Consider the following 23748-nt stretch of genomic DNA (forward strand, 5'->3'; position numbering starts at 1 on the left):
TCATTCGTGCAGGTAATAGAGCTTGTTGACGATCTGCCAGCCGTTGCCGACGCGCAGCAGGGCCAGGTAGTCGGTGAAATGCATGCCGAGGAACTCGTCGGTGACCTTGGCCACGGCGCTGTCGCCGGTGATGTCCAGCGACTTCAGCTCCCACGCCGGCGGCGCGCCTTCAGCTGGCGGTGACTCGGCCTTGATCGCACCGATGAACTCATCCAGCGACGCCCACTCCAGCGCACCGTGGTAATTGCCGATGATCTTGCAGGACGGATGGAACGCCAGGCGCAGGCGCGACTCGTCACCGAAGGTCATGCCCTCGACGTAGTCCGTCAGTACGCGGTTGATGGCGGCGCTGTCCGCCGTGTAATTGCTCATCGCTGCAGCCCTCCCCGGTCGGTGACCATGGGGCAAGGCTAGCACCGCGCCCCGGCCGCGCCCTGGCGGGCGACGACCGGGGCTCCGGCGTCAGACCACCGCCAGGTGCCGCTTGCGGGTCGGCGGCGGGAACGCGGCATCGAGCGCTTCGAGGTCCTCGGGCGTCAGGCGCAGTTGCAGCGCAGCGGCGTTGTCACGCACGTGCAGCGGCTCCACCGCCTTGGGAATGGCGATCACGCCCGGCTGGTGGATCAGCCAGGCCAGGGCCACGCGGGCCGGGGTGGCGTCGTGGCGGCCGGCGATGTCCGCCAGCACCCGGTGGCGCAGCAGCTTGCCGCCCTGCCCCACCGGGCAGTAGGCCATCAGCGGCATGCGCTCTTCCTGGCACCAGGGCAGCAGGTCCCACTCGATGCCGCGCTCCTCCAGGCTGTATTGCACCTGGTTGGTGGCGCAGGCCGGTTCGCTCAGTTCCTGCAGGTCATCGAGGTCGAAGTTGGACACGCCCCAGCGCTTGATCTTGCCCTGCTCGCGCAGGCGCTCGAAGGCTTCGACGGTTTCCTCCAGCGGATACTGGCCACGCCAGTGCAGCAGGTAGAGGTCCAGGCAGTCGGTGCCCAGGCGCCGCAGGCTGCGTTCGCAGGCCTCGGGGATACCGCGCCGGCTGGCGTTGTGCGGGTAGACCTTGCTGACCAGGAAGACCTGATCGCGCAGGCCGCTCAGCGCCTCGCCGACCACTTCTTCCGAGCCGCCCTCGGCATACATCTCGGCGGTGTCGATCAGGGTCAGGCCGCGCTCGATGCCTTCGCGCAGGGCGGCGATCTCGCGCTTGCGCTGGAAGCTGTCCTCGCCCATCCGCCAGGTACCCTGGCCGATGGCTGGGACGGCGGTGCCGTCGGCGAATACCACAGTGTTCATCTCGTGCTCCTTGTTGCGCTGGTATGGGGGACACGGGGCCAGCCGCCCAGAACCGGGCGACGGGCACACAGGGTAGCGCAGAAGCAGGAGCCGGGTTGCGGATCAGCGGTTGGTCTGCAGGTTGCGGCGCGTGGCATGGCGCTCGATGGCCAGATCGATCAGCTGGCTGACCAGCTCGCTGTAGGTCATCCCGGCGGCCTGCCAGAGCTTGGGGTACATGCTGATGCGGGTGAAGCCGGGCAGCGAGTTCAGCTCGTTGATCAGCACCTCGCCGCTCTCCGTGAGAAACACGTCGACCCGCGCCAGGCCCGAACACTCCAGCGCCAGGAAGGCGTCCACGGCAAGCCGGCGGATACGTTCGCTGGCCTCGGCAGGGATATCCGCGGGGACCACGACCCTGGCCGCGTCCTCGTCGATGTACTTGCTGTCGTAGGAGTAGAAGCCACTGTCGACGACGATCTCGCCGCAGCCGCTGGCAATCGGTTGCTCGTTGCCCAGCACCGCGCACTCGATCTCGCGACCCTTCACGGCGGACTCCACCAGCACCTTGTCATCGAAGGCGAGCGCCAGGCGCACGGCGTCATCGTAGGCGGTCTCGTCCTCGACCTTGCTCACACCCACCGAGGAGCCCATGTTCGCCGGCTTGATGAACAGCGGCAGGCCAAGCTTGCGCTGCGCCTCGGCGAACGGCGTGCGCGCGGCGTTGCTGCGGGTCAGGGTGAGGAAGGGTGTGATGGCGATGCCGGCGTCGCGCAGCAGACGCTTGCTCACATCCTTGTCCATGCAGATGGCCGAGCCCAGCACGTCGGAGCCGACGAAGGGAATGTCCGCCATGCGCAACAGGCCCTGCAGGCAGCCGTCTTCGCCCTGGGTACCGTGGACGATAGGAAAGATCACGTCGACGTGGTCGAGCAGCTGGCGGCTGCCGGTTTCCACCAGTTGCTGCTCGGCCTTGCCCGGCACCACGGCCAGCTCGCGGTTGGAGCGGTTGAGGGCGATCAGCGCCGGGTTTTCCTGGTTGAGCAGGTAGTCGGAAGCATCGTTGAGGTGCCAGCGGCCCTCCTTGTCGATGCCGATCAACACCGGTTCGAAGCGCTCGCGATCCAAGGCGTCGACGATGTTCTTCGCCGATTGCAGCGACACCTCGTGCTCCGCCGAACGCCCACCGAAAATCACCCCAACGCGCAACTTGCCCATGACAGCCTCCGCATGATCGATGGGCGCTTTCTAACACGGGCTCCGGCGCTTGGGTAGGAACAGTGGGGGACGAACAGACGGGACGTTCATCGTTGGTAACGCCTCAACGCCTGCGCCAGTTCGCGCGCAGCCTGCCCGCTGTGTACGCCAGGGAACAAGTGGGTGAAGGGCAAGGCCACGAAGCGCCCCTCACGCACGGCGCGCAGGCGCGAGAGCACCGGGTCGGCGCGCAGCGTCCTGATCTTCTGCTCGCTCGTGGACCACAGTGCATCGGCCAGCAGGATCACGTCCGGGTCGCGGGCCAGCAGTGGCTCGGCGCTGGCGGTGAAGCCACCCAGATCGACATCCTCGAACAGGTTGTGCGCGCCAGCGGCGTGCAGCAACTGGGTGACCACGCCACGCCGGCCCTGGCTCTCCAGGCCGTTGCCGGCACTGTCGAGGTAGAAGACTTCCAGCCTTTGGCGGCCGGTCGAAAGCCGGCGCGCTTCGGCCAGCTCGGCGCGTTGCCGGCGGATCAGCTCGCGCGCGCGTTCCCGCTCGCCGAGCAGATCGCCCAGGGTCTTCAGGTCCGTCTCGACACCCGCGAACAGGTCCTCCTGCCAAACCCCGCAACCGGCCTCCAGCAGGTAGCTGGCAACGCCATGGCCAGCCAGTTCCTCACGGGACAGGTTGCCCAGCCGGAAGGCCGAGGCGAACCCGGCCACCACCAGGTCCGGGCGCTGCGCGTAGACGGCTTCCGCCGACGGGTACTGGCGCGACAGCAACGGTACGCCGCGATAGCTGCCGTTCGCGAGATCGAGGTCGTCATCGATGTAGGCCACGCCGATCAGCCGTGGCCCGGCACCGAGCTCCAGCAACAGGTCGGCGGCGTGCTGGTTGAGGGCGAGGATACGTTGCGGCGGGTGGTCGATCTGCCAGGTCCGGGCACAGTTGCGGTAGTCCTGTGCGGAGACCGTCATAGTGCCAAGCAAGCATGCGAGCAGCAGCGCCCCCTGTAGGAGCGGGCCATGCCCGCGATCGCGCGCATGGCGCGCTCCTACAGTCGAGCTGCGCTGCCTCCAGCTGTTCGCGAGCAAGCTCGCTCCTACGAAGAGCGCGCGGGTCATGGCTCGTCCACCCGCAGCTCCGCCACCGGCACGCCGTCGCGCAGATGCTCCGCCACCACCCGGCAAACCTGCTCGTCGCTACGCAGGCCATACCAGACACGCTCGGGATACACCGTCAGCAACGGCCCGCGATTGCAGGGGAACTGGCAGCCGGTGCGGGTCAGCAGGGCACCCTCGGCGTTCTCATAGAGATCGAGGCGGATCAGCTCGCGGCGCAGGGTTTTCCACAACGGCAATGCGCCGCGCCGCACACAGCGCGGCCCGGTGCAGAGGAACAGGTGATGCCGGTGCAGCGGCGGTGCGGACCAGTCCGGTTGTGTCGGCACTTCACCGACGCCCTGGCAATCCAGTTGCTGCGCCGGATCGTCAATCGCCGTCAGCACCGCCGCCGCATCCAGCCCGCGCCGGCCGAGCGCCGAGGCGGTGACCTTCGGCGGCGATGCCTGCGGATGATCCGCGAACAAGGCAGCCAGCTCGGCCCGCAACCAGTCGAGGTAGGCACCGTCGGCGGTCGGTTCGAGGTCTACCAGCAGCACCTCTCGCCCCTTGGCCAACAGCTCGCGCAGCCGCGCCCAGAGCGAATCGAAACCCTCGCCGGTGTCGATGCATTCGACACCGGCAAGACGCCCCGAAACCTCGCGGTGCAGGCGCTCGCCCTGGGCTCCGGCGAGCGGGCCGACCAGCAGGATGGCCTTCATCAGAAGCTGAAGGTGTAGCGCAGCTCGGCGGTGCGCGGCCGGCCGAGGTTGTCCACCTGGCGGATGCCGTTGCTGGTGCGGCCGGTGGCGTAGTCGCGGTCCAGCAGGTTCTCCAGCAGCAGGCTCAGGCGGTGCGCGTGGGCGGCGTCGAGGTAGCGGTAGGCGTCGCCGTCGAGCACCGTGTAGTGGCCGTAGTCGTCGTCCTGGGCGCTGACGATGGAGCCGACGTAACGCGTGGCCAGGCCGGCGCCCCAGAGGCTGTCGTCATAACCCAGGCGCACGCGGGCGAAGAAGTGCGGGATGTTGTTCACCGTCACGCCCTCACGGCTGTCCACCAGGTTGCGCGTGGCGTCGGCCGAGACCTGCCAGTGCCGACCGACCTGCCACTGGCCGTTGGCCTCGACGCCGCGCACGGTGATCTCGCCATTGCCGTTCACCCACTGATCGCCCGCCAGGGTGATCAGGTCGGTGATCTCGCGACGGAACAGGGTGACGCTGCCGCTCCAGGGCTGCTCGAACAGCTCGCCGGTGTAGTCCAGGCCCAGCTCGGCGTTGCGGCTGCGCTCGGGCTTGAGGTCGCGGTTGCCGACTTCGTCGCCCGGCTCGTTGACGAACAGTTGCTCGGCGGTGGGCAGCTTGAAGGCGGTGCCGAACTGGCCGCGCAGCTTGAGCTGCTGCGTGAGGTCGTAAAGCGAGGTGAGCATCCACACGGTGGCGCCCTCGCCGCCGGAGATTTCCTCGCGGCGCACGCCCAGGCTCGGGTGCCAGTCGGGCAGCGCCTCGATGTTCGGCCGCAACTGGGCGTAGAGCGCGTGGGATTCGGCCTTGTCGTTGTCGATGATCAGCACATCGTCCTGGCCCTTGTACCACTGGTTGTCGTTGCCGAAGACCAGTTCGTGGCCGCCCGCCAGCTTCGCCTTGCCCTCGAGCTGCGCGCCCCAGTCGGTGAAGCCCCAGTAGTCGTTGTGGTTGAGCACCTGGGTACCGCCGCCCTGCAGGTTGTAGACGCGGTCGTAGCGGGTGTCCCAGTCGTTGATGTGGGTCTTGGCGAACCAGCTGAAATCGTCGCCGACGCTCTGCTGAAAGGTCGCCGTGGCAATCTGCTGCACGCGGTTGTTGCTGGTGTGGTGGTTGGAGGTCGGGCGGGCGAAGTCCAGCTCGGCGTCGGCGTACTGGTAAAACAGCTCCAGACGCGAGGCGTCGCCAATGGCCTGGATGGCCTTGGCGCCGAACACGTTGACGTCGTAGGAGCGGCGCTTGTCGCTCACCGTGTCGGTCATGTCGCGGTCGCGGTACGGCTGGTAGCCGTCGGAGCGGTTGTGGCTGACGTAGGCCAGCAGGCCGAGGTTGCCCAGGCCGTTCTGCACGATCTTCTCGGCACGGGCATCGCCGCTGCGGCCCTTGAAGGTATCCAGGCCGAGGTTCACCTCGCCGGAAGCCTCGCGGCTGCGCGCGCTGCGGGTGACGATGTTGATTACCCCGGATACCGCCTGGGTGCCGAACAGCAGGCCCTGGCCGCCCTTGAGCACCTCGATGCGCTCCACCGCGGTGGTCGGCAGGGTGTCGATGTAGATGCCGCCGTAGAGGCGGTTGTTCAGGCGCACGCCGTCCAGCAGGATCAGCGTGTCGTCGTTGCGCCCGCCCAGCAGCGAGTAGGTGCCGTAGTCGAACGGGCCGTTCTTCGGCGCGACGAACAGGCCGGGCACGTACATCTGCAGCACACGGGTGATGTCGGCGCTGGGGCCGGCCCGCTCGATCTGCTGGCGGTCGATGACCTCCAGCTTGCTGCCGTAACGGGCCATGTCGGCCACGGTGGTGGATTCCACCGAAGGTGCGCTGACGACTTCGTCGGCCAGGTCGAGGGGCGCCGCAGCAAGCTGCGAGCTGAGGACACAGAGGGAGAGAACGGGAGTCCGGCGCAGGGCGCGCCGGTACCGGAACGAAGAATGTTGCAAGGTGATCGCCTCGAAATCAGGATTTCGCAGGCGGCGCAGCGAGACCCGGAACGAGCGCGCCCCGGGAACCGGCTCACGCCCGCCCACCGCGGGTTTGCCAAACAGGTTCCAGGCCGGTCTCCGGGCTTGCGAGGGTCATGAAACATCCGCCTTCCCATGCCTGAGCACAGTGGCCTGATGGATGTTCCGCTCGCTTACCGTTGCGGGGGCAGCGCCGGACTGATCGCACGAGGGCGACGCACCGGCTTCCCGTTTCACCCCACACACGGCGGCGGGGGGCACCTGAAACGGGGCGCATCTGAACACCGGACGCGCGAAAGCGTCAAGCGCGGGGGTTGGGCAGGATGTTGCGGGCTGGTGTGGGCGCAAGGACTCAGTGCCAGGGATCGTAGGTGCCGAAGCTCCAGATGTGTCCTTCCGGATCGCGGCAGGTAAAGCCCTGGCCGCCGTAGTCCTCGTCCTTGATGTCGATGACGATCTGCGCGCCGGCCCCGACCGCCGCGCGGTACAGCGCCTCGGCGTCCTTCACCACCACGTAGATGCTCTGGGTGCAGCCGCCGATCTCGTCGGGCTGGCGCATCAGCCGGCCGTACTCGTTGTCGTGCAGCGACCCGAGCATCACCAGCCCGCGGCCGTCGGCCAGCGCCAGCTGCGCGTGGGCGATGCCGCCGTGGTCGTCGGCGACCACCAGCTGCCGCTGCAAACCGAAGGTCGCGCACAGCCAGTCGATGGCCTGGGGCGCATCGCGGTAGCGCAGGCAGGGAATGACACTGGGGCGGGCAATGGGAGCGGGCGTGGACATGGCGATCTCCGGCGAAAACGGGCGCGATGCTCTGAGCATAGTCGCCCGCCTTTCGTTCCTCAGCGCCATGCGGCGACCCGCAACAACATGGGGGAAACCCCATCGAAGCGCAATTTCCTGCAAGACCGCCCGAGGCTGCGGCCGTAGTGTCGACGCAACGATCCCAAGGAGAAAACCACCGTGACCCAACGCCAACCGATCAACCTGCAGGACAAGCTCGGGCGCATCACTGAAACCTGGCAGCCGCGGGTGGTCGCCGAGATGAACGACTACCAGTTCAAGGTGGTGAAGCTGCACGGCGACTTCGTCTGGCACAGCCATGCCGACACCGACGAAACCTTCATCGTGCTGAACGGCGAGTTGCGCATCGACTTCCGCGACGGCCCGCTGACCCTGCGCGCCGGCGAGCTTTACGTGGTGCCTCGCGGCGTGGAGCACAAACCGTACGCCGAGCACGAGGTGCAGGTGATGCTGATCGAACCGCGCGGCGTGCTGAACACCGGCGAGCAGGGTGGCGAGCGCACGGCGGAGAATGATCGCTGGATCTGACTGCTCAGATATCCAGCAGGTCGGCGTGAATCCCCAGCGCCTTCGCGAGCTTTTCTCGCGTGGGCTTGCGTGGCCGGCTTGCGGCCTCCTGCTGGGCATAGGCGGACTGGCTGATGCCGATGCGTTCGGCCACTTCCGCCTGGGTCAGCCCCAGGTGCTTACGCCAGGCGCCGACGGCGGTCAGACCTTCCTTGACCATGAAGCCCACCACCTCGTTGGGGACCAGGTCCTCCTTCGGGTGGCTGGCGAGGTACTCCGCGTAGGGGATGACCACGAAGGCCGGTACACCATCCGGCCCATTGATGATCTGCACGCTAGTACGTGTGCTCATCGCGCTTGCTGACCTCTTCGATATTCACGATGCGGATGCCGCCGTCCCAGTCGAACAGCACCCGGTACTTACCCACCCGCAGGCGGTAGCCATAGCTGTGGTTGACCAGTTTCTTCACGCTCTGGACATTCGGCATTTGCGCCAGCTCCTGCACGGCATCGTAGATCACCGGCTGGTCTGCCTTATTGAGCCTGCCGAGCTGCTTCACGGCCTTGCGGGTCCAGTTGATCCGGTTCATGGCTGCCTCGCTGGGAGAGGCAGCAATATAAGTTTTTCAATAAGTATATTAGCGCGATCTCATCCATTCTGGGACCGCGTTCTCGGACACGCTCAGGTCTTGGCGAGCACCTCTCCCGCCTTCGCCCCGAACCGCTTGCGGTAATCGCTCGGCGCCATCCCGGTGATCTTGCGGAAGGTGCTGCGGAACGACCCCGGATCGAGGTAGCCGACCGTATAGGCGATGTGGTCCACCGTGCCGTTGGTGAACTCCAGCAGCTCGCGCGCCTTGCCGACCCGCAGGTGCTGGCAGTACTCGGTGGGCTTGAGCCCGGTGGCGGCACGGAAGCGGCGCAGGAAGGTGCGCTCCTCCAGCCCGGCCTGAGCAGCCATGGCGGCGAGGCTGACATCCACCGCGCCATTGCCCTGCAGCCAATGCTGCACCTTAAGGATGGCGGCGTCGCCATGCCCCAGCAGCGGCGCGAAGTTGCTGCCGCATTGCTGGGCGCTGTCGCTGTGCTCCACCACCAGGAAACGCGCGGTGCGGTTGGCGATGCTCGGGCCGAGCAGGCGGTCGACGATGCGCAGGCCCAGGTCAGACCAGGCCATCAGCCCGGCGGAGGTGATCAGGTCGCCATCGTCCACCATCGGTTTGTGCGCTTCCAGGCGCACACGCGGGAAGCGTTCGGCGAAGGCCGCGGCACCGCTCCAGTGGGCGGTGGCGCTGCGCCCGTCGAGCAGCCCGGCCTCGGCCACCAGCAGGCCGCCGATGCACACCGAGCCGACGATGGCGCCCTCGCCGTGGCGCGCGGCGAGCCAGTCGGTGAGATTGCGCAGCGGTGCCGCGTCGGGCAGGCCGAACAGCGACGGCGGCACCAGCACCGCGACCAGGCGACTGTCGGCGCCTGGATGCGTGTCAAAGACACGACGGGGCTCACCGCCACCTTCGCCGGACCAGTGACTGACCCGCAGCGCCGGCAACTGCTGCGCGGCCTCTTCGCTGGCGATGCGTTCGGCCACCGCGAACAGGTCGGTGAGACCATGCAGCGCCGCCGTCTGTACACCGGGATAAAGCAGCAACCCGATCTCGACGACGCTCCGTTCCACAGCCATTGTCAGTTTTCCCCCGGTAATTGTCGTTCCGCCTGATCCCCGCGCGGCGCGCGGCGAACCATACTGGTCCCACTTCCTCATCACTCAACGTTCAACAAGGACTTCGGAAATGGCCAAGCAAGCGCTCATCCTAGTGGATATCCAGAATGACTACTTCCCTTCCGGCAAGTGGCCGCTGGTCGGCATCGAAGCCGCCGCCGACCAGGCCGCCAAGGTCCTGGCCGCGTTCCGTGAGCGCGGTGACCTGGTAGTGCACGTGCGCCACGAATTCGAAAGCGCCGACGCGCCGTTCTTCGTCCCCGGCAGCGACGGCGCCAAGATCCACGGCAAGGTCGCCAACCAGCCCGGCGAGCCGGTGGTGCTCAAGCACTTCGTCAACTCCTTCCGCGACACCGACCTGAAGGCCCTCCTCGACCAGCACGGCGTGGAGTCGCTGGTGGTGGTCGGCCACATGAGCCACATGTGCGTGGATGGCGCGGTGCGCGCCGCTGCCGACTTCGGCTACCCGGTGACCGTGCTGCACGACGCCTGCGCCACCCTGGACCTGGAATTCAACGGCGTGACCGTTCCGGCAGCCCAGGTGCACGCGGCCTACATGGCGTCCCTGGCGTTCGCCTATGCCGAAGTGGTGTCCACTGCCGAGTACCTGAATCGCTGATTTGCCGGGCTCGGAAAAACGGCCTCCACGGAGGCCGTTTTCGTTCGGAAACGCTCCGTAACACTGCAGACGAACCGGCGAAGCAAGACGTGAGAAGCTGCGCAACACTCGGCCGGCTTTCCGCTATCATCGGGCCACATTCGCCTGCCGATAAGGACATCCCATGAGCGTTTCGTCGATCATCACCCTCGCCATCATCGCTGGCGCCATCTTCCTGCTGATCAGCGTGTTCAACCGCCTGGTCGCGCTGCGCAACCGCTACCAGAACGCCTTCGCGCAGATCGAAGTGCAGCTCAAGCGCCGCTACGACCTGATCCCCAACCTGGTGGAAACCGCCAAGGCCTACCTCAAGCACGAGCGCGAGACCCTGGAAGCCGTGATCGCCGCCCGCAACGCGGCGGTCGCCGGTCTGAAAGCCGCTTCCGAACAACCCGGCGACGCCGGCCGCATGGCGCAACTGGCCGCCGCCGAGAACGCCCTGGGCGGTGCCATGGGCCGCCTGAACGTGACCCTGGAAGCCTATCCGGACCTCAAGGCCTCGCAGAACCTGCAGCAGGTCAGCGAAGAACTGTCGAGCACCGAGAACAAGGTGGCCTTCGCCCGCCAGGCCTACAACGACGCGGTGATGGAGTACAACACCTACCGCCAGTCGTTCCCCGCCAACTTCCTCGCCACCACCTATGGCCACAGCAAGGACGCCAGCCTGCTGGAGTTCGAGGACAGCAAGGAAATCCAGGCCGCGCCGAAAGTCGCCTTCTAACACCTCGGCGCAGGACGCGCGATGAACTTCTTCGAACACCAGGACCGCGCCCGCAAGCAGACCGGGCGCCTGGTCCTGCTGCTGACCGTTGCAGTGGTCTGCCTGGTGACCATCACCAGCTTCGCCCTGGGCTGGCTCTGGCGTCACCTGGGGGAGCCGGCGCTGCACCTGACCTCGCGCGCCTCCCTGCCCGACCCGGAGCTGTACCTGTCGGTGGCCGCCGTGATCATCGGCGTGGTCGTCCTCGGCGCGCTGTACAAGCAGGTGCAACTGAGCGCCGGCGGCAAGGTGGTGGCCGAGAGCCTGGGCGGCCGCCTGCTCAACCTCAGCGCCGGCAACGCCGACGAGCGCCGCCTGCTCAATGTCGTCGAGGAAATGGCGCTGGCTTCCGGCTCGCCGGTGCCGCCGGTATATGTGCTGGAAGACCAATCGATCAACGCCTTCGCCGCCGGCCTGACCCCGCGTGATGCGGTGATCGGCATCACCCGCGGCGCCATCGAACAGCTCGACCGCAACGAACTGCAGGGCGTGATCGCCCACGAGTTCAGCCATATCCACCACGGCGACATGCTGCTCAACACCCGGCTGACCGCCCTGCTCCACGGCATGCTCCTGCTCGGTCTGATCGGCGGGATGCTGCTGCGTGGCTGGAGCGAAACCAGCAGCGGCATCCGTCTCGGCAGCCGGAGCAGCAACGACAAGAACGGTGGCGGCAGCGTGGTGCTGCTGGTGATCGGCGCCGGCGTGGTGCTCTACGTGCTGGGCTATGTCGGGACCTTCTTCGGCCAGCTGATCAAGGCTTCGGTGAGCCGCCAGCGCGAGTACCTGGCCGACGCCTCGGCCGTGCAGTTCACCCGCGATCCCTCGACCATCGCCGGCGCGCTGAAGAAGATCGGCGGCAATCCTCTGGGCGCCCTGCTCAGCGCACCGCGCGCGGCCGAGTTCAGCCACCTGTACTTCGGCGACGGCGTGGGCAGCAGCTGGTTCGACACCCACCCGCCGCTGAAGGACCGCATCCGCCGAGTCGATCCGGGCTGGGACGGCCGCTACCCGAAATTCGAGCCGCGCCTGGACGTGGCACTGATGAACAAGGACGCCTGGACCGCCGCCGTCACCGGCCAGCCTTACCAGCCCGGCGCCGTGGAAGTGGCCGTGGCCGCCGTGGGCGCGCCGACTGCCGCCCACCTGCTGGAAGCGCGCAGCACCCTGCAACGCCTGGATGAACGCCTGCAGCGCGCCGCCCATGACTGCGAAGGCGCCGAGGCGCTGATCTACGGCCTGCTGCTGGACAGCGAACCCGGCCTGCGTGCGCGCCAGCTGGAAGCAATCAAGCAGCGCCTGAACCTGAGCCTGGCGCTGCAACTGGACCTCCTGGAGGAAGCGCTGCAGCGCCTCGACCCCGGCCAGCGCCTGCCGCTGCTGGACCTGGCCATGCCGGCGCTCAAGCAACTGGACACCCAGGCCTTCCTCGCCCTGCGCGAGAACATGGCGCTGCTGATCAAGCTGGACGGCAAGGTGAAGCTGCTGGAGTGGACCCTGCTGCGCATCGTCGAACGCAACCTGCGGCCGGGCAGCGGGAGAATCGGCAACGTGGCACTGGCGGAGCTTGCCGAGGAGTGCGCAACGCTGCTGGCCTTCCTCGCCCACGTCGGTGAAACCAGCGATGCGGAAACCGCGCAGGCCTTCGCCGATGCCTGGAGCGGCCTGCCCTTCCCGCCTCGCCCCTTGCCGGCGGAAGGCAGCCTGCGTGACCTGGAAGGCGCCCTGAAGAAGCTGGAGCAGCTCAGGCCGCTGCAGAAACCGCAGCTGCTCAAGGCGCTGGCGCGCTGCATCGAGCACGACGGCCGCATCAGCACCAGCGAGGCGGAACTGATGCGGGCGGTGGCGGATATCCTCGATTGCCCGATGCCGCCGTTGCTGGCGGCCTGACGCTCCAGCACGTAGGGCGGATAACCCGGAACGGGTTATCCGCCGATACCATGACGGCGGATAACGCTGGCGCGTTATGCGCCCTACGAAGCTGACGGCGCACGGGAATTGATGGGTATCGCTTCGCTCCACACCATCCTACGTTCGTGCCTCGCCGTGATTTCAGCGGGGATAGGAACTCCGATCGCGGACAAGGTCGCTCCTACAGGGAGATTCCGTGCCATGCGGTTCGCGAGCAAGCTCGCTCCTACGAAGAGCCCAACACCCGAGCCCGGCTCTGGCTCTGGCTCTGGCTCTGGCTCTGGCTCTGGCTCTGGCTCTGGCTCTGGCTCTGGCTCTGGCTCGAAAGTCTTCCAGAGAAACCTCCGCGCACTCCGACTGCCCCGTTCAGGAGGCCTCGTTGAAGCGGAGTTTCAGGGGTTGAGCGACATGGATGTCGCGAGAGCGTCGATGGGCCAGGGATGGCCCTTCGACGCGTGCCCCTGAAACTTCGCTTCAACGAGGAAATTTTTCGCCTAAGCGAAAAACCGGATGTCCGGGGCAAGACCTTTGCCTTCTTTGGGGCGTTTGCGAAAGAAGGTCGCCCGAGGGGGCGAAACAGAGGGTCCGCGCGCGCGCCGAAGCGGCGCTTAAACACCCAAGCTGAAGCAGCACGATCAACGGATGCCGCCGGTCTTTCCGGAGGAGTACAGGCCGTCCCCGCTGGCCCCTTCAAATACGTAGTCACCCGCATATCCCCAGCGAGCCCATCGCCCTAGGATGGCCGTCACCACTGACGCTGGACTGCGCCGCCATGCCCCACATCACCATCGACTACACCGCCAACCTCGCCGACGACCTCGCACCCCTCGACCTGCCCCGGAAACTCCACGAAGCAGCCCGAACCATGGGCGTGTTCCCGCTCAACGGCCTGCGCACCTTCGCTCGCGCCATCGAGGAATTCCAGGTCGGCGCGAACACGAAGGACGAGGCCTTCATCAACATCCAGATCCGCATCGCCCCCGGCCGCCCGGAGGAACTGCGCCAGCGCATCGTCGACACCCTGTTCTCCACCGCCGAACAGACCCTCGCCGCGCTCATGGAAAAACGCCCCGTCGGCCTGCAACTGGAAATCACCGAACTCGACCGCAGCCTGACCCGCATGGCCGGCAGCCTGCCCACCGCCTGAACCGGCACACACAAAAAAAGGGCCTCCGCAGAGGCCCTTTTTCATTCGCTCAACCGCACATCAGGCACGGCTGGCGACGCTGCCCTGCTCTTTCGGAGCCAGATTCTTGGGTGCAAGGTTCAGCGCGAAGTACAACACCGTCAGCAGCACCAGGAAGGCCGGGCCGATGTACAGCGCGATGCGGGTGTCCTCGAAGAAGGCCATCAGCACCACCACCAGCACCAGGAAGGCCATGGCGAGGTAGGAGCTGAGCGGGTACAGCCACATCTTGAACTGCAGCTTGCCGGCTTCGTCAGCGGAGAGGCCGCGGCGGAACTTCAGCTGCGCCAGCAGGATCATCGCCCAGGTCCAGATCGCCCCGAAGGTGGCGATGGAGGTCACCCAGGTGAACACCTTCTCCGGCACCAGATAGTTCAGCAGCACGCCCAGCAGCAGCGCGAAGATCGACAGCAGCAGCGCATTGCGCGGCACGCCACCCCTGGAGGTCTTGGCGAACACGGCAGGCGCCTGGCCATGCTGGGCGAGGCTGTAGAGCATGCGGCCGGTGCTGAAGATGCCGCCGTTGCAGGACGACAGCGCCGCGGTGATCACCACGAAGTTGATGATGCCGGCGGCGGTCTTGATGCCCATGCGCTCGAAGGTCATCACGAAGGGGCTGCCCTGGGTGCCGATCTCGTTCCACGGGTAGATCGACATGATCACGAACAGCGCGCCCACGTAGAACAGCAGGATGCGCCAGAACACCGAGTTGATCGCACCGGGGATGGTCTTCTGCGGGTTCTTCGCTTCACCGGCGGTGAGGCCGATCATCTCCACGCCCAGGTAGGCGAACATCACCATCTGCAGCGACATCAGCACGCCGGTGATGCCGTGGGGCATGAAGCCGCCATTGCTCCAGAGATTGGAGATGCCGGTGGCGATGCCGCCGTTGCCCAGGCCGAAGAAGATCATGCCGGCGCCGGCGAGGATCATGGCGACGATGGTGACGATCTTGATCAGCGCGAACCAGAACTCGAACTCACCGAAAGCGCGCACGGCGATGAGGTTGATGGTGCCCATGCTCGCCAGCGCGGCCAGCGCCCAGATCCAGCGCGGCACGTCGGGGAACCAGATGCCCATGTAGATGGCCACCGCGGTGATCTCCGCGACGCAGGTCACCAGCCAGAGGAACCAGTAGTTCCAGCCGGTCAGGTAGCCGGCCAGCGGGCCGAGGTAGTCCTGCGCATAGCGGGCGAAGGAGCCGGCCACGGGATTGTGCACGGCCATCTCGCCGAGGGCGCGCATGATCACGAGGATGGCGAGACCGCCGATGATGTAGGACAGCATGATGGCCGGGCCGGCCATCTGGATGGCCTTGGCGGAGCCGAGGAACAGGCCGACGCCGATGCAGGCGCCCAGGGCCATGAGACGGATGTGCCGCTCGTTGAGATCCCTTTGGAGATCGTGGGACGACATGGTGATGCAACCTCATTTTGTTCTTGGGAGTAATCAGCTGCGGACTCTGAGTGCAGTCAGGGTGCGGAACCACCGGAAAGGCTTCGCCACCGCGCCGGGCGGCACGGAGGGAGAAGTGTCTGGCAGTTCCAGGACGGCACACCGGAAGAGGCTGCCCGCTCTTGTGAAGCGGACGTGGGCATTGCGGGAGGACCACGGCTGAGGTCGCGGGCGAGTGTTACACAAGTGTGTAGGAAACGTCTGCACCACCAAGGTGCAATGTGACCAAAGGGATAGCGGCGTATCGCCACATCCCGCCACTGCGTGATGGCCGTTGTAGAGCTGTTCAGCCCATCAGCGGCTGCAACTCCAGCAACAGCGAACAGGGCTTGCCGGTATCCGGCTGGCGCGGCTCACGCAACTGGCGGACGCGCCAGCCGCTGGCGGTCAGCAGCGCCAGCCAGGACTCCAGGGTGCGAAAGAACCAGGGCATCGGTGAGCTGAACTCGCCACCGAAGGCGGCGAAGGTTTCCAGCCGCCAGCCGTCCGCGTAGGGCTCGTCGCCGCAGGCGGCCCAGGGGTGAACGGTCTGGATCAGCAGCCGCCCGCCGGGGTTGAGCCGCTCGCGCAGGGCGCCGACCAAGGGGGCGATGTACTCGTCGAGCAACGCGAAGTTGCACACCAGCACGTCGAATTGGCCCAGGCTGTTGCCGGACTCGATCAACGCCGCGTAATCCATCACCTGGAAACATGCGCCGCCCGCCGCCTGCGCCGAATCGATCAGGGGCGCCGAGGCATCCACACCGACGCACTCGCAGCCCCGCTCCGCCAGCGCGCGACACAACCAGCCTTCGCCGCAGCCGATGTCGAGCACGCGCCGCGCCGGGCCATCGGCGATGGCGCCAAGGATCGCCGCGTCAGTGACCAGCCGCCGGCTTTCGATACGCTGCTCGCGCACGGCGCGGGTCCAGGCGTCGGCGTTGGTTTGCCAGCTCTGGCGGATCTGGGCGTCGTGGTCGGTCATGGTCTGCTCCGTGCGTCGGGTGAGGCGATCGCGGATGAATCCGCTCCTACGAAATACCAACCGCTTGCGGCCCCCTGGAGGAGCGGGCCGCGCCCACGATCGCGCGCATGGCGCGCTCCTACAAAGGCTTCAACACCTTGGGCACCGCCAATCCCTTGGGCGGTGGAGTCTGCGGCAATGCCTCACGGCAGCCGGCGTCGCGGAACGGCCCGCCGATCTTCTGCCAGCCACTGCCCGGCGAGGTCTGCTGGCAGGTATAGGCGCCATCGAGCTTGCTCTGCCAGCGATAGAACGGCATGGGCGCCGCCTCGGCGCTCAGGGACGCCAGCAGCAGCGCGGCCAGAAGCAGAGTACGGGGCAGGCTGCAAGGCAGAAAAGGCGAACGCATGGGCAAGGGTTCCTGTCGAAGTCAGTACATTGCACCTGCTGGCCGTCGGCAAATCAATCCGCATGGCCATGAACGGTGCCAGCCGGTGCGCAGTTTTTTTGCCGCCGACTACGCTGGAAGTTAGGAAAGCCGCGGGGGAAGCGGCTTTCGCGGCGCCAGGATGGCGCCGGCCATCACGTGGGCGGAGTCCGCTACCTGGGCTGTCGTACAAGCAAGGGCGGGGCGTGAAGATGGGCAACTCGAAGCATTCCGGTACGCAAGTGGCAGGTCAACCGGGAAGTCTGGGGCCCGGCCTTTCCCCACAGAAAGTGCATCACCACCGTTTCCTCATCCTCTTCCTCTTTCTCCTGCCATTGCTGGCCGCCATGGGCGCGGCGCTGCTCTATGAAGCGCGCACCTCCAAGCTGCAGGCGCGCGAGCTGGCGCGCTATGCCACCGGGCTGACCTGGAGCCTGGAACAGGGCGGCACCGGCGACGTGGTCTATCCCCAGGGCGGCCCCTTCGACCGGCGCCTGGGTTACCAGCAACTGCCGGGCTTCCTCGGCCGCCTGCACGAGCGCAATTTCGTCACCCTGCGCCAGGCGCGCTTCTCCGATCCGTTGCTGCAGTACACCAGCCACGGCATGTTCCCGCCCTACCCGGAAAAGGCCCAGGCCGGCGTCGACATCGCCGACTGCCGCGGCCTGCCGATCTACAACTTCCGCTACCCGCAGCGGCTCTACGCCAACTTCGAGAGCATCTCGCCGGCCATCGTCAACAGCCTGCTGTTCATCGAGAACCGCGACCTGCTCGACCCCGACCGCCCCTACCTGAACCCGGCCATCGACTGGAGCCGCTTCACCCAGGCCTCGGTGGCGCAGGTGGGCAAGCTGGTCGGCCTGGGCAACCACGCGCCCGGCGGCAGCACCCTCGCGACGCAGATCGAGAAGTACCGTCACTCCGAGGATGGCCGCACCAACTCCATCACCGACAAGCTGCGGCAGATGGCGTCGGCCAGCGTGCGCACCTACCAGAACGGCGCGGAGAACATGGCCGCGCGGCGCAACGTCGCCCTCACCTACCTGAACTCGGTACCGCTTTCGGCGCAGCCCGGCTACGGCGAAGTCAGCGGCCTGCCGGACGGTCTGTGGATCTGGTACGGCGCCGACTACCAGCAGGTCAACAAGCTGCTCAACGCCGCGCCCGGCTCCGGTGCCGAACTGGCCGCCCAGGGCAAGGCGCTGCGCCAGGTGGTGTCGCTGATGATCGCCCACCGTCGGCCGTCCTGGTACCTGGCGCGTGGCCGCGACCAGTTGGCCGTGCTGACCGACAGCTACCTGCGCCTGCTGGCGCAGAACAACGTGATCGCCCCCGAGCTGCGCGACGCCGCACTCAAGCAGAAGCTCACCTTCCGCGATCCGCGCAGCGAGCCGAGCTTCACCCCGCTGGAGAACAACAAGGGCATCGGCCTGGCGCGCACCCGCCTGGCCGGCATGCTCGACGTGCCGCTGTACGACCTCGACCGCTTCGACATGAGCTTCACCACCACCCTGCAGCATGAGCTGCAGGAGCAGGTCACCGGTTACCTGCGGCAGCTGTCCGACCCCGCCTTCGCCGAGCAGATCGGCCTGTTCGGCGAGCACCTGCTGTCCAAGGACAAGACCAAGGACGTGCGCTACAGCTTCACCCTTTTCGAGCGCACCCCCAGTGGCAACCGCGTGCGCGTGCAGACCGACAGCACCGAGCAGCCCTTCGACATCAACGAGGGCAGCAAGCTGGAGCTGGGTTCCACCGCCAAGCTGCGCGTGCTCTCCACCTACCTGGAAACCATCGCCGACCTGCACCAGCTGTACGCGCCGATGAGCGTGGCGGAGCTGAAGAAGGTGCCGGTGGAGCCGCTGGACTTCCTTACCCGCTGGTCCATCGACTACCTGATCACCGCCAAGGACCGCGACCTGCCGGACATGCTCGCCGCCGCCCTGCAACGCAAGTACTCCGCCAGCCCCTACGAGAGCTTCTTCACCGGCGGCGGCATCCACACCTTCAGCAACTTCCGCAAGGAAGACAACGGCCGCATCCCCACCCTGCAGGACGCCCTGCGCGAGTCGATCAACCTGCCCTTCGTGCGCCTGCTGCGAGACCTGGTGCGTCACGACATCTACGCCAACGAGGGCAGCAAGGTCGCCGTACTGGCCGACGACAAGGACCCACGCCGGCAGGACTATCTGGACCGCTTCGTCGACAAGGAAAGCCAGGTCTACCTGCTGCGCTTCTGGCAGAAGTACAAGGGCAAGGACAACGACACGCGCCTGAGCACCTTCCTCGACGGCCTGCGCGCGTGGCCGGTACGGCTGGCGGCGATCCACCGCTACCTGCAGCCGCAGGCGGATGTCCCGACCTTCGCCGCCTTCCTGCAGGATCGCCTGAAGCAGGGCAAGTACGCCGGCGACAAGCTGACCGACAAGCGCATCGAAGACCTCTATACGCGCTACGGACCGGGGGCCTTCAACCTCAACGACCAGGGCTACGTGGCCCGCGTGCACCCGCTGGAGCTGTGGCTGCTGGGCTATCTGCAACGCCAGCCGGCGGCGACCTTCGCCGATGCCGTGGCCGCCAGCAGCGCCGAGCGCAAGGAAGTCTACGGCTGGCTGTTCAAGTCGCGGCACAAGTACGCCCGCGACAAGCGCATCCGCATCATGCTGGAGGTGGAAGCCTTCCTCGACCTGCATGAACAGTGGAAGCGCCTGGGCTACCCGTTCGACCACCTGGTGCCGTCGCTGGCCACCGCGCTGGGCAGTTCGGGCGACCGTCCGGCGGCGCTGGCGGAGCTGATGGGGATCATCCTCAACGATGGCGTGCGCCTGCCGACCCTGCGCATCGACAGCCTGCACTTCGCCGCGGCGACGCCCTATGAAGTCACTCTCGGCCCGGAATCCGGCAATGGCCGCCAGGTGATGCGTTCGGAGGTCGCCCAGGCCCTGCGCACCGCGCTGTCGCAGGTGGTGGATGCGGGCACCGCGCGACGCCTGTCGGGCACCTTCAAGATGGCCGATGGCAGCGCACTGATCATGGGCGGCAAGACCGGCACCGGCGACAACCGCATCGAGAGCGTCACCCGCAGCGGCTGGGTGAAGAGTTCCAAGGCGATGAACCGCACGGCGACCTTCGTCTTCTACATCGGCCCGCGGCACTTCGGCACGCTCACCGCCTACGTGGCGGGCAGCGAGTCGGACAACTTCAAGTTCACCTCGGCGCTACCGGTACAGGTGCTCAAGGGCATGGCGCCACTGCTGACCAGCTACCTGGAGCCAGGGATCAGCACCGGGTGCCAGGAACGGCTGGATAATCTGCGGGTGAGTTGGCGCTGAGAATCTGGCCTGCGGCGACCATGGATCGGATGCGTCGGGATCACTTGTAGGAGCGGACTCTGTCCGCGATGGGTTTCAGCGAGATGCGGATCAATCGCGGACGAAGTCCGCTCCTACGCAAGCCTTCAGCCCTTCTGCACGCTCTTCACGTACAACGCCTCGACCTGCTCCCGCGCCCACGGCGTGCGGCGCAGGAAGGTCAGGCTGGACTTGATGCTCGGGTCGTTCTTGAAGCAGCGCACGTCGATGCGCTTGGCCAGCCCATCCCAGCCGTACTGCGCCACCAGCTGGTTGAGGATGGCTTCCAGGGTCACGCCATGCAGCGGGTTCTTCGGTTTGTCATTCATGTTCGGTGCCGTCGCGCGGAGAATGCGCGGCACCTTACCACCAAGCATCAGCCGCAGGCGATCAGGCCCGCAGCCCGGCGACGCCGGCGATGATCAGCGCAACCGACACCAGCTTGGTCAGCGTCAGCGCCTCGCCCAGCAGCAGGAAGCCGAAGAACACCGTGCCCAGCGTGCCGATGGCCGTCCAGACCGGGTAGGCGATGCTCACCGGCAACTGACGCATTGCCAGGGTGAGGAAGAAGATCCCACCGATCACCGCGAGTACTGTCACCACCGTCGGCAGCGGCCGGGTGAAGCCCTCGGCGTACTTCATCGACACCGCGAACATCACCTCGAACACTGCGGCCACCATCAGCATCGCCCAGGCCATCACGCACGCGCCCACTCGCTCTCGGCGAGGTCGGCCAGGACTTTTTCAGCCTGTTGATAGGAAGCGCGGAAGGCTTCGGGATTGCCCTCCTCGCCTTCGGCGGCGACCACCTGCACGTCCTCGATACCGAGGAAGCCCAGCGCCACACGCAGCCAGGTATCGGCGTGGTTCATCCATTCCAGCTCGCCGCCCGGCCCCATGCCGGCACCACCGCGACTGGTGACGATCAGCGCCTTGCGCCCCTTGAGCAGCGGCTCGTACTCCGCCTCGCCATCCTTCAGATGCAGGTCGAAGGTGCGGCCGATGCGGACGATCTGGTCGACCCAGGCCTTCAGGCCGCTGGGCACGCTGAAGTTGTACATCGGTGTGGAGATCACCAGCAGGTCGTGGGCAAGCAGTTCATCCACCAGCTCTTCGCTGAGCTTCAGCTCGGCCTGCAACTCGGCCGGACGATGCTCCCGCTGCGGATGGAAGGCGGCAGCAATGAAGCCTTCGCTGACGTGGGGCAGATCGCCCCGGCCCACCTCGCGGCGGGTGATCCCGGCCTGCGGCAGTGCGGCGAGAAAGCCCTCGGCCAAACGGCGGGAATGGGAGCGGTCGGCACGGGGGCTGGCGTGAATGGCGAGAATCCTGTTCATCTGTCTTTCCTTGCTGAAGGTGTACACTGCGGAGGTCCTGACTGGCCTCCTGTTGCCGCCTAAGCTATTTCCAGCCGTATGGCCGGACAACTGAGGGGATTTCCTTCCAGATGAATCCAGCTCATCCATGGAGCGCACCATGTTCGCCAACCTGCCGCTTCCTGCCCTGCGCACCTTCGAATCCGCCGCGCGCCAGTTGAGCTTCAAGGCCGCCGCCCAGGAACTGGCGGTGACGCCCACGGCGGTGTCCCACCAGGTGCGCGCGCTGGAGGAATGGCTGGGCCTGCCACTGTTCGAGCGCCTGCCGCGCCAGGTGCGCCTGACCGCAGCCGGCGAGCGACTGTTCCGCAGCCTGCATGGCGCACTGCTGGAAGTGTCGCAATCGGTGGACAGCCTGCGCCCGCAGCGCAGCGCCAGCAGCCTGACGATCTCCACCACGCCGGCCTTCGCCGCGCTGTGGCTGGTGCCGCGCCTGGGCCGCTTCTATGCGCGCCATCCACACATCCGCCTGCGCCTGGACAGCCAGTGCGAGCTGCTCGACCTGCAGCAGGACGCCAGCGTCGACCTGGCGATTCGCTACGGCTTCGGTGACTACCCACGCATGCACAGCCAGTTCCTGCTGGCGGAACGCTTCGCCGTCTATGGCGCGCCGGCACGGGTGGCCACCGCCGACGTGGAGGTGCCGGAGATGATCAGCGTGCGCTGGCACAACTCCGAGCTCTACGAGCGCGGCTGGAAGGCCTGGTGCCAGGTGGCTGGCGAGGAGTGCCTGCTGGCCCAGGCGGTGCAACGCGAGTACGACGAGGAGTTCTACGCCCTGCAGGCAGCCATCGCCGGCCAGGGGCTGGTGCTGGCCAGCTCGTTGCTGGTCTCCGAAAGCGTGGAGAAGGGTCTGCTGGTGCCCTACCGCCCGGACATCAACGTGCCCGGCGCCCGCTACACCGCGCTCTGCGTGCCGGGTCGGGAACGCCACCCGCCGGTGCGCGCGTTCCTCGACTGGCTCGCCGAGGAAGCGGCGCAGGCGGCCGACCCGCTGCTCGACAGCGCCGCCTGAGCCTGCCGCTGCGCCCGCGCAAGGCAGCGTTCGCCGTGCGTGATGGGCAACCCGTGGGTAGAATCACGGCTGCCGCAACAACAATTCTTCTTTGCCAGCGACACGCCCCGCGCGTGATCCCAAGGCACGGCCTGAGCCCCACTTCACCTCAGGATTCCCATGACCACCGTGCAAGAAACCCGCTCCGGCAGTTGGCTGAACGTCATCGCCCTGGCCATCGCCGCCTTCATCTTCAACACCACCGAGTTCGTCCCGGTGGGCCTGCTCAGCGACATCGGCGCGAGCTTCGACATGCGCCCGGAACAGACCGGGCTGATGCTCACGCTCTACGCCTGGGTCGTGTCGCTGGCCTCGCTGCCGTTGATGCAGCTGACCCGCAACATGGAGCGCCGGCGCCTGCTGGTGGTGATCTTCTGCCTGTTCATCGTCAGCCACGTGCTCTCGGGCTTCGCCTGGAACTTCACGGTGCTGATGATCAGCCGCTTCGGCATCGCCTTCGCCCACGCCGTGTTCTGGTCGATTACCGCGTCGCTCGCGGTGCGCGTGGCGCCGCCGGGCCAGCAGGCGAAAGCCCTTGGCCTGCTGGCCACCGGGACCATCCTGGCGATGGTGCTGGGCATCCCGCTGGGACGCATGCTCGGCGAGGCGCTGGGCTGGCGCACGACCTTCCTCACCATCGCCGGCGTCTCGGTGGTGGTGGTGCTCTGGCTGGCCCGCGCGCTGCCGCTGCTGCCCAGCCAGAACTCAGGCTCGCTGCGCAGCCTGCCGCTGCTGTTGCGGCGCCCGGCACTGGTGTCGATGTACGTGCTCACTGTGCTGGTGATCACTGCGCAGTTCACTGCCTACAGCTACATCGAGCCGTTTGCCCGCGAGGTCGCCGCGCTGGACAGCCGGCAGACCACCCTGCTCCTGTTGCTGTTCGGCGGCGCCGGGATGTTCGGCTCGATCCTCTTCAGCCGCTACAGCGAGCGCTTCCCGCGCGCCTTCCCGTGCCTGGCCATCGCCGTGCTCGGCGGCACGCTCCTGCTGCTGATGCCGTTGGCTCATTCGCCGACGGCGCTGCTGGGCCTGAGCCTGTTCTGGGGCGCGGCGATCCTCTGCTTCGGCCTGGCGCTGCAGGCCAAGGTGCTGCAGCTGGCCCACGACGCCACCGACGTGGCCATGGCGATGTTCTCCGGCCTGTACAACGTCGGCATCGGCGGCGGCGCGCTGCTGGGCAGCCGGGTGGCGGTGGGCATGGGGCTGGAGTGGATCGGTTATGTCGGCGGCGCGCTGGCGGTGCTCGGCCTGCTGCTGTGCCTGTTCGCCTGCTGGCGCTATGCGGCGACATTGAGCGGCGGGCATTCCAAGCACTGAAGCAACGGCCTACCTGTAGGA

24 protein-coding genes and 1 riboswitch are annotated in these 23748 nt (G+C 66.8%); of the genes, 8 read left to right on the forward strand and 16 right to left on the reverse strand.

Annotation, left to right across the window (positions count from 1 at the left end; translation table 11 throughout):
• The 7 genes from J2T47_RS06825 to J2T47_RS06855 all read right to left on the reverse strand — a co-directional run bounded on the left by J2T47_RS06825 (position 1) and on the right by J2T47_RS06855 (position 7045).
• Positions 1–372 carry a nuclear transport factor 2 family protein gene (locus J2T47_RS06825; RefSeq protein ID WP_253443699.1) on the reverse strand — a complete coding sequence of 124 codons (372 nt, stop codon included), beginning with the start codon at positions 370–372 and terminating at the stop codon, positions 1–3.
• Between the two features lie 90 nt (positions 373–462).
• Positions 463–1287: an aldo/keto reductase gene (locus tag J2T47_RS06830; RefSeq protein WP_253443702.1), complete on the reverse strand. Its 825-nt coding sequence runs from the start codon at positions 1285–1287 to the stop codon at positions 463–465.
• Between the two features lie 102 nt (positions 1288–1389).
• Complete coding sequence (gene ddlA / locus J2T47_RS06835; protein ID WP_253443705.1) at positions 1390–2484, reverse strand: D-alanine--D-alanine ligase; 1095 nt, start codon at positions 2482–2484, stop codon at positions 1390–1392.
• Positions 2485–2570: 86 nt separating this feature from the next.
• Positions 2571–3443: an ABC transporter substrate-binding protein gene (locus tag J2T47_RS06840; RefSeq protein WP_253443708.1), complete on the reverse strand. Its 873-nt coding sequence runs from the start codon at positions 3441–3443 to the stop codon at positions 2571–2573.
• A 143-nt stretch (positions 3444–3586) separates the two neighbouring features.
• Positions 3587–4288 carry a (2Fe-2S) ferredoxin domain-containing protein gene (locus J2T47_RS06845; RefSeq protein WP_253443711.1) on the reverse strand — a complete coding sequence of 234 codons (702 nt, stop codon included), beginning with the start codon at positions 4286–4288 and terminating at the stop codon, positions 3587–3589.
• Entirely contained in the window at positions 4288–6243 is a 1956-nt protein-coding gene (locus J2T47_RS06850) for a TonB-dependent receptor plug domain-containing protein (RefSeq protein ID WP_437180955.1), read from the reverse strand. The genes J2T47_RS06845 and J2T47_RS06850 overlap by 1 nt, the downstream gene beginning before the upstream one ends.
• A gap of 94 nt (positions 6244–6337) precedes the next feature.
• Positions 6338–6544, reverse strand: a riboswitch (cobalamin riboswitch).
• 72 nt (positions 6545–6616) lie between these two features.
• The gene (locus J2T47_RS06855) at positions 6617–7045 is read right to left on the reverse strand and encodes a VOC family protein (protein WP_253443713.1); all 429 of its coding nucleotides are present in this window, start codon (positions 7043–7045) and stop codon (positions 6617–6619) included.
• Between the two features lie 180 nt (positions 7046–7225).
• Between J2T47_RS06855 and J2T47_RS06860 the strand changes: the two genes are divergently transcribed.
• Positions 7226–7594, forward strand: a complete 369-nt coding sequence (locus J2T47_RS06860) for a cupin domain-containing protein (RefSeq protein ID WP_253443716.1) — start codon at positions 7226–7228, stop codon at positions 7592–7594.
• A 4-nt stretch (positions 7595–7598) separates the two neighbouring features.
• Here J2T47_RS06860 and J2T47_RS06865 read toward each other — a convergent pair whose 3' ends face one another.
• From J2T47_RS06865 to J2T47_RS06875, 3 genes are all read right to left on the reverse strand, one after another.
• The gene (locus J2T47_RS06865) at positions 7599–7925 is read right to left on the reverse strand and encodes a helix-turn-helix domain-containing protein (protein ID WP_253443719.1); all 327 of its coding nucleotides are present in this window, start codon (positions 7923–7925) and stop codon (positions 7599–7601) included.
• On the reverse strand, positions 7909–8163 hold the full coding sequence (locus J2T47_RS06870; RefSeq protein ID WP_253443722.1) for a type II toxin-antitoxin system RelE family toxin: 255 nt from the start codon (positions 8161–8163) through the stop codon (positions 7909–7911). The genes J2T47_RS06865 and J2T47_RS06870 overlap by 17 nt, the downstream gene beginning before the upstream one ends.
• Before the next feature lie 92 nt (positions 8164–8255).
• The gene (locus J2T47_RS06875; RefSeq protein ID WP_253443725.1) at positions 8256–9254 is read right to left on the reverse strand and encodes a GlxA family transcriptional regulator; all 999 of its coding nucleotides are present in this window, start codon (positions 9252–9254) and stop codon (positions 8256–8258) included.
• A 109-nt stretch (positions 9255–9363) separates the two neighbouring features.
• On the opposite strand from J2T47_RS06875, the gene J2T47_RS06880 reads away from it, so the two are divergent.
• From J2T47_RS06880 to J2T47_RS06895, 4 genes are all read left to right on the forward strand, one after another.
• Positions 9364–9912, forward strand: coding sequence for a cysteine hydrolase family protein (locus J2T47_RS06880; protein ID WP_253443728.1), 549 nt, complete (start codon positions 9364–9366; stop codon positions 9910–9912).
• 163 nt (positions 9913–10075) lie between these two features.
• A complete protein-coding gene (locus J2T47_RS06885) occupies positions 10076–10672 on the forward strand; it encodes a LemA family protein (RefSeq protein ID WP_253443730.1) in 597 nt (198 codons plus the stop codon).
• 21 nt (positions 10673–10693) lie between these two features.
• A complete protein-coding gene (locus J2T47_RS06890) occupies positions 10694–12601 on the forward strand; it encodes a M48 family metallopeptidase (protein ID WP_253443733.1) in 1908 nt (635 codons plus the stop codon).
• Between the two features lie 793 nt (positions 12602–13394).
• Positions 13395–13769, forward strand: coding sequence for a 5-carboxymethyl-2-hydroxymuconate Delta-isomerase (locus J2T47_RS06895; RefSeq protein WP_253443736.1), 375 nt, complete (start codon positions 13395–13397; stop codon positions 13767–13769).
• A 60-nt stretch (positions 13770–13829) separates the two neighbouring features.
• Here J2T47_RS06895 and J2T47_RS06900 read toward each other — a convergent pair whose 3' ends face one another.
• The 3 genes from J2T47_RS06900 to J2T47_RS06910 all read right to left on the reverse strand — a co-directional run bounded on the left by J2T47_RS06900 (position 13830) and on the right by J2T47_RS06910 (position 16525).
• Positions 13830–15224 carry an amino acid permease gene (locus J2T47_RS06900; RefSeq protein ID WP_253443739.1) on the reverse strand — a complete coding sequence of 465 codons (1395 nt, stop codon included), beginning with the start codon at positions 15222–15224 and terminating at the stop codon, positions 13830–13832.
• A gap of 325 nt (positions 15225–15549) precedes the next feature.
• Entirely contained in the window at positions 15550–16227 is a 678-nt protein-coding gene (locus tag J2T47_RS06905; protein ID WP_253443742.1) for a class I SAM-dependent methyltransferase, read from the reverse strand.
• A 118-nt stretch (positions 16228–16345) separates the two neighbouring features.
• Complete coding sequence (locus J2T47_RS06910; protein ID WP_437180960.1) at positions 16346–16525, reverse strand: hypothetical protein; 180 nt, start codon at positions 16523–16525, stop codon at positions 16346–16348.
• Positions 16526–16845: 320 nt separating this feature from the next.
• Between J2T47_RS06910 and J2T47_RS06915 the strand changes: the two genes are divergently transcribed.
• Positions 16846–19962 carry a transglycosylase domain-containing protein gene (locus tag J2T47_RS06915; RefSeq protein ID WP_437180956.1) on the forward strand — a complete coding sequence of 1039 codons (3117 nt, stop codon included), beginning with the start codon at positions 16846–16848 and terminating at the stop codon, positions 19960–19962.
• Between the two features lie 125 nt (positions 19963–20087).
• On the opposite strand, the gene J2T47_RS06920 is transcribed toward J2T47_RS06915, so the two are convergent.
• The 3 genes from J2T47_RS06920 to J2T47_RS06930 all read right to left on the reverse strand — a co-directional run bounded on the left by J2T47_RS06920 (position 20088) and on the right by J2T47_RS06930 (position 21317).
• Entirely contained in the window at positions 20088–20309 is a 222-nt protein-coding gene (locus tag J2T47_RS06920; RefSeq protein WP_253443748.1) for a VF530 family DNA-binding protein, read from the reverse strand.
• A 61-nt stretch (positions 20310–20370) separates the two neighbouring features.
• A complete protein-coding gene (locus J2T47_RS06925; protein ID WP_253443751.1) occupies positions 20371–20679 on the reverse strand; it encodes a DMT family transporter in 309 nt (102 codons plus the stop codon).
• Positions 20679–21317, reverse strand: a complete 639-nt coding sequence (locus J2T47_RS06930) for an FMN-dependent NADH-azoreductase (RefSeq protein WP_253443754.1) — start codon at positions 21315–21317, stop codon at positions 20679–20681. The genes J2T47_RS06925 and J2T47_RS06930 overlap by 1 nt, the downstream gene beginning before the upstream one ends.
• A 139-nt stretch (positions 21318–21456) precedes the next feature.
• Between J2T47_RS06930 and J2T47_RS06935 the strand changes: the two genes are divergently transcribed.
• Together J2T47_RS06935 and J2T47_RS06940 are read left to right on the forward strand one after the other, a co-directional pair.
• Positions 21457–22371, forward strand: a complete 915-nt coding sequence (locus J2T47_RS06935) for a LysR substrate-binding domain-containing protein (protein ID WP_253443757.1) — start codon at positions 21457–21459, stop codon at positions 22369–22371.
• Between the two features lie 159 nt (positions 22372–22530).
• On the forward strand, positions 22531–23727 hold the full coding sequence (locus tag J2T47_RS06940; RefSeq protein WP_253443760.1) for a sugar transporter: 1197 nt from the start codon (positions 22531–22533) through the stop codon (positions 23725–23727).
• Positions 23728–23748: the final 21 nt, after the last annotated feature.

Origin of the sequence: Pseudomonas nitroreducens (assembly GCF_024170165.1) — a bacterium.
GTDB lineage: Bacteria > Pseudomonadota > Gammaproteobacteria > Pseudomonadales > Pseudomonadaceae > Pseudomonas > Pseudomonas nitroreducens_C.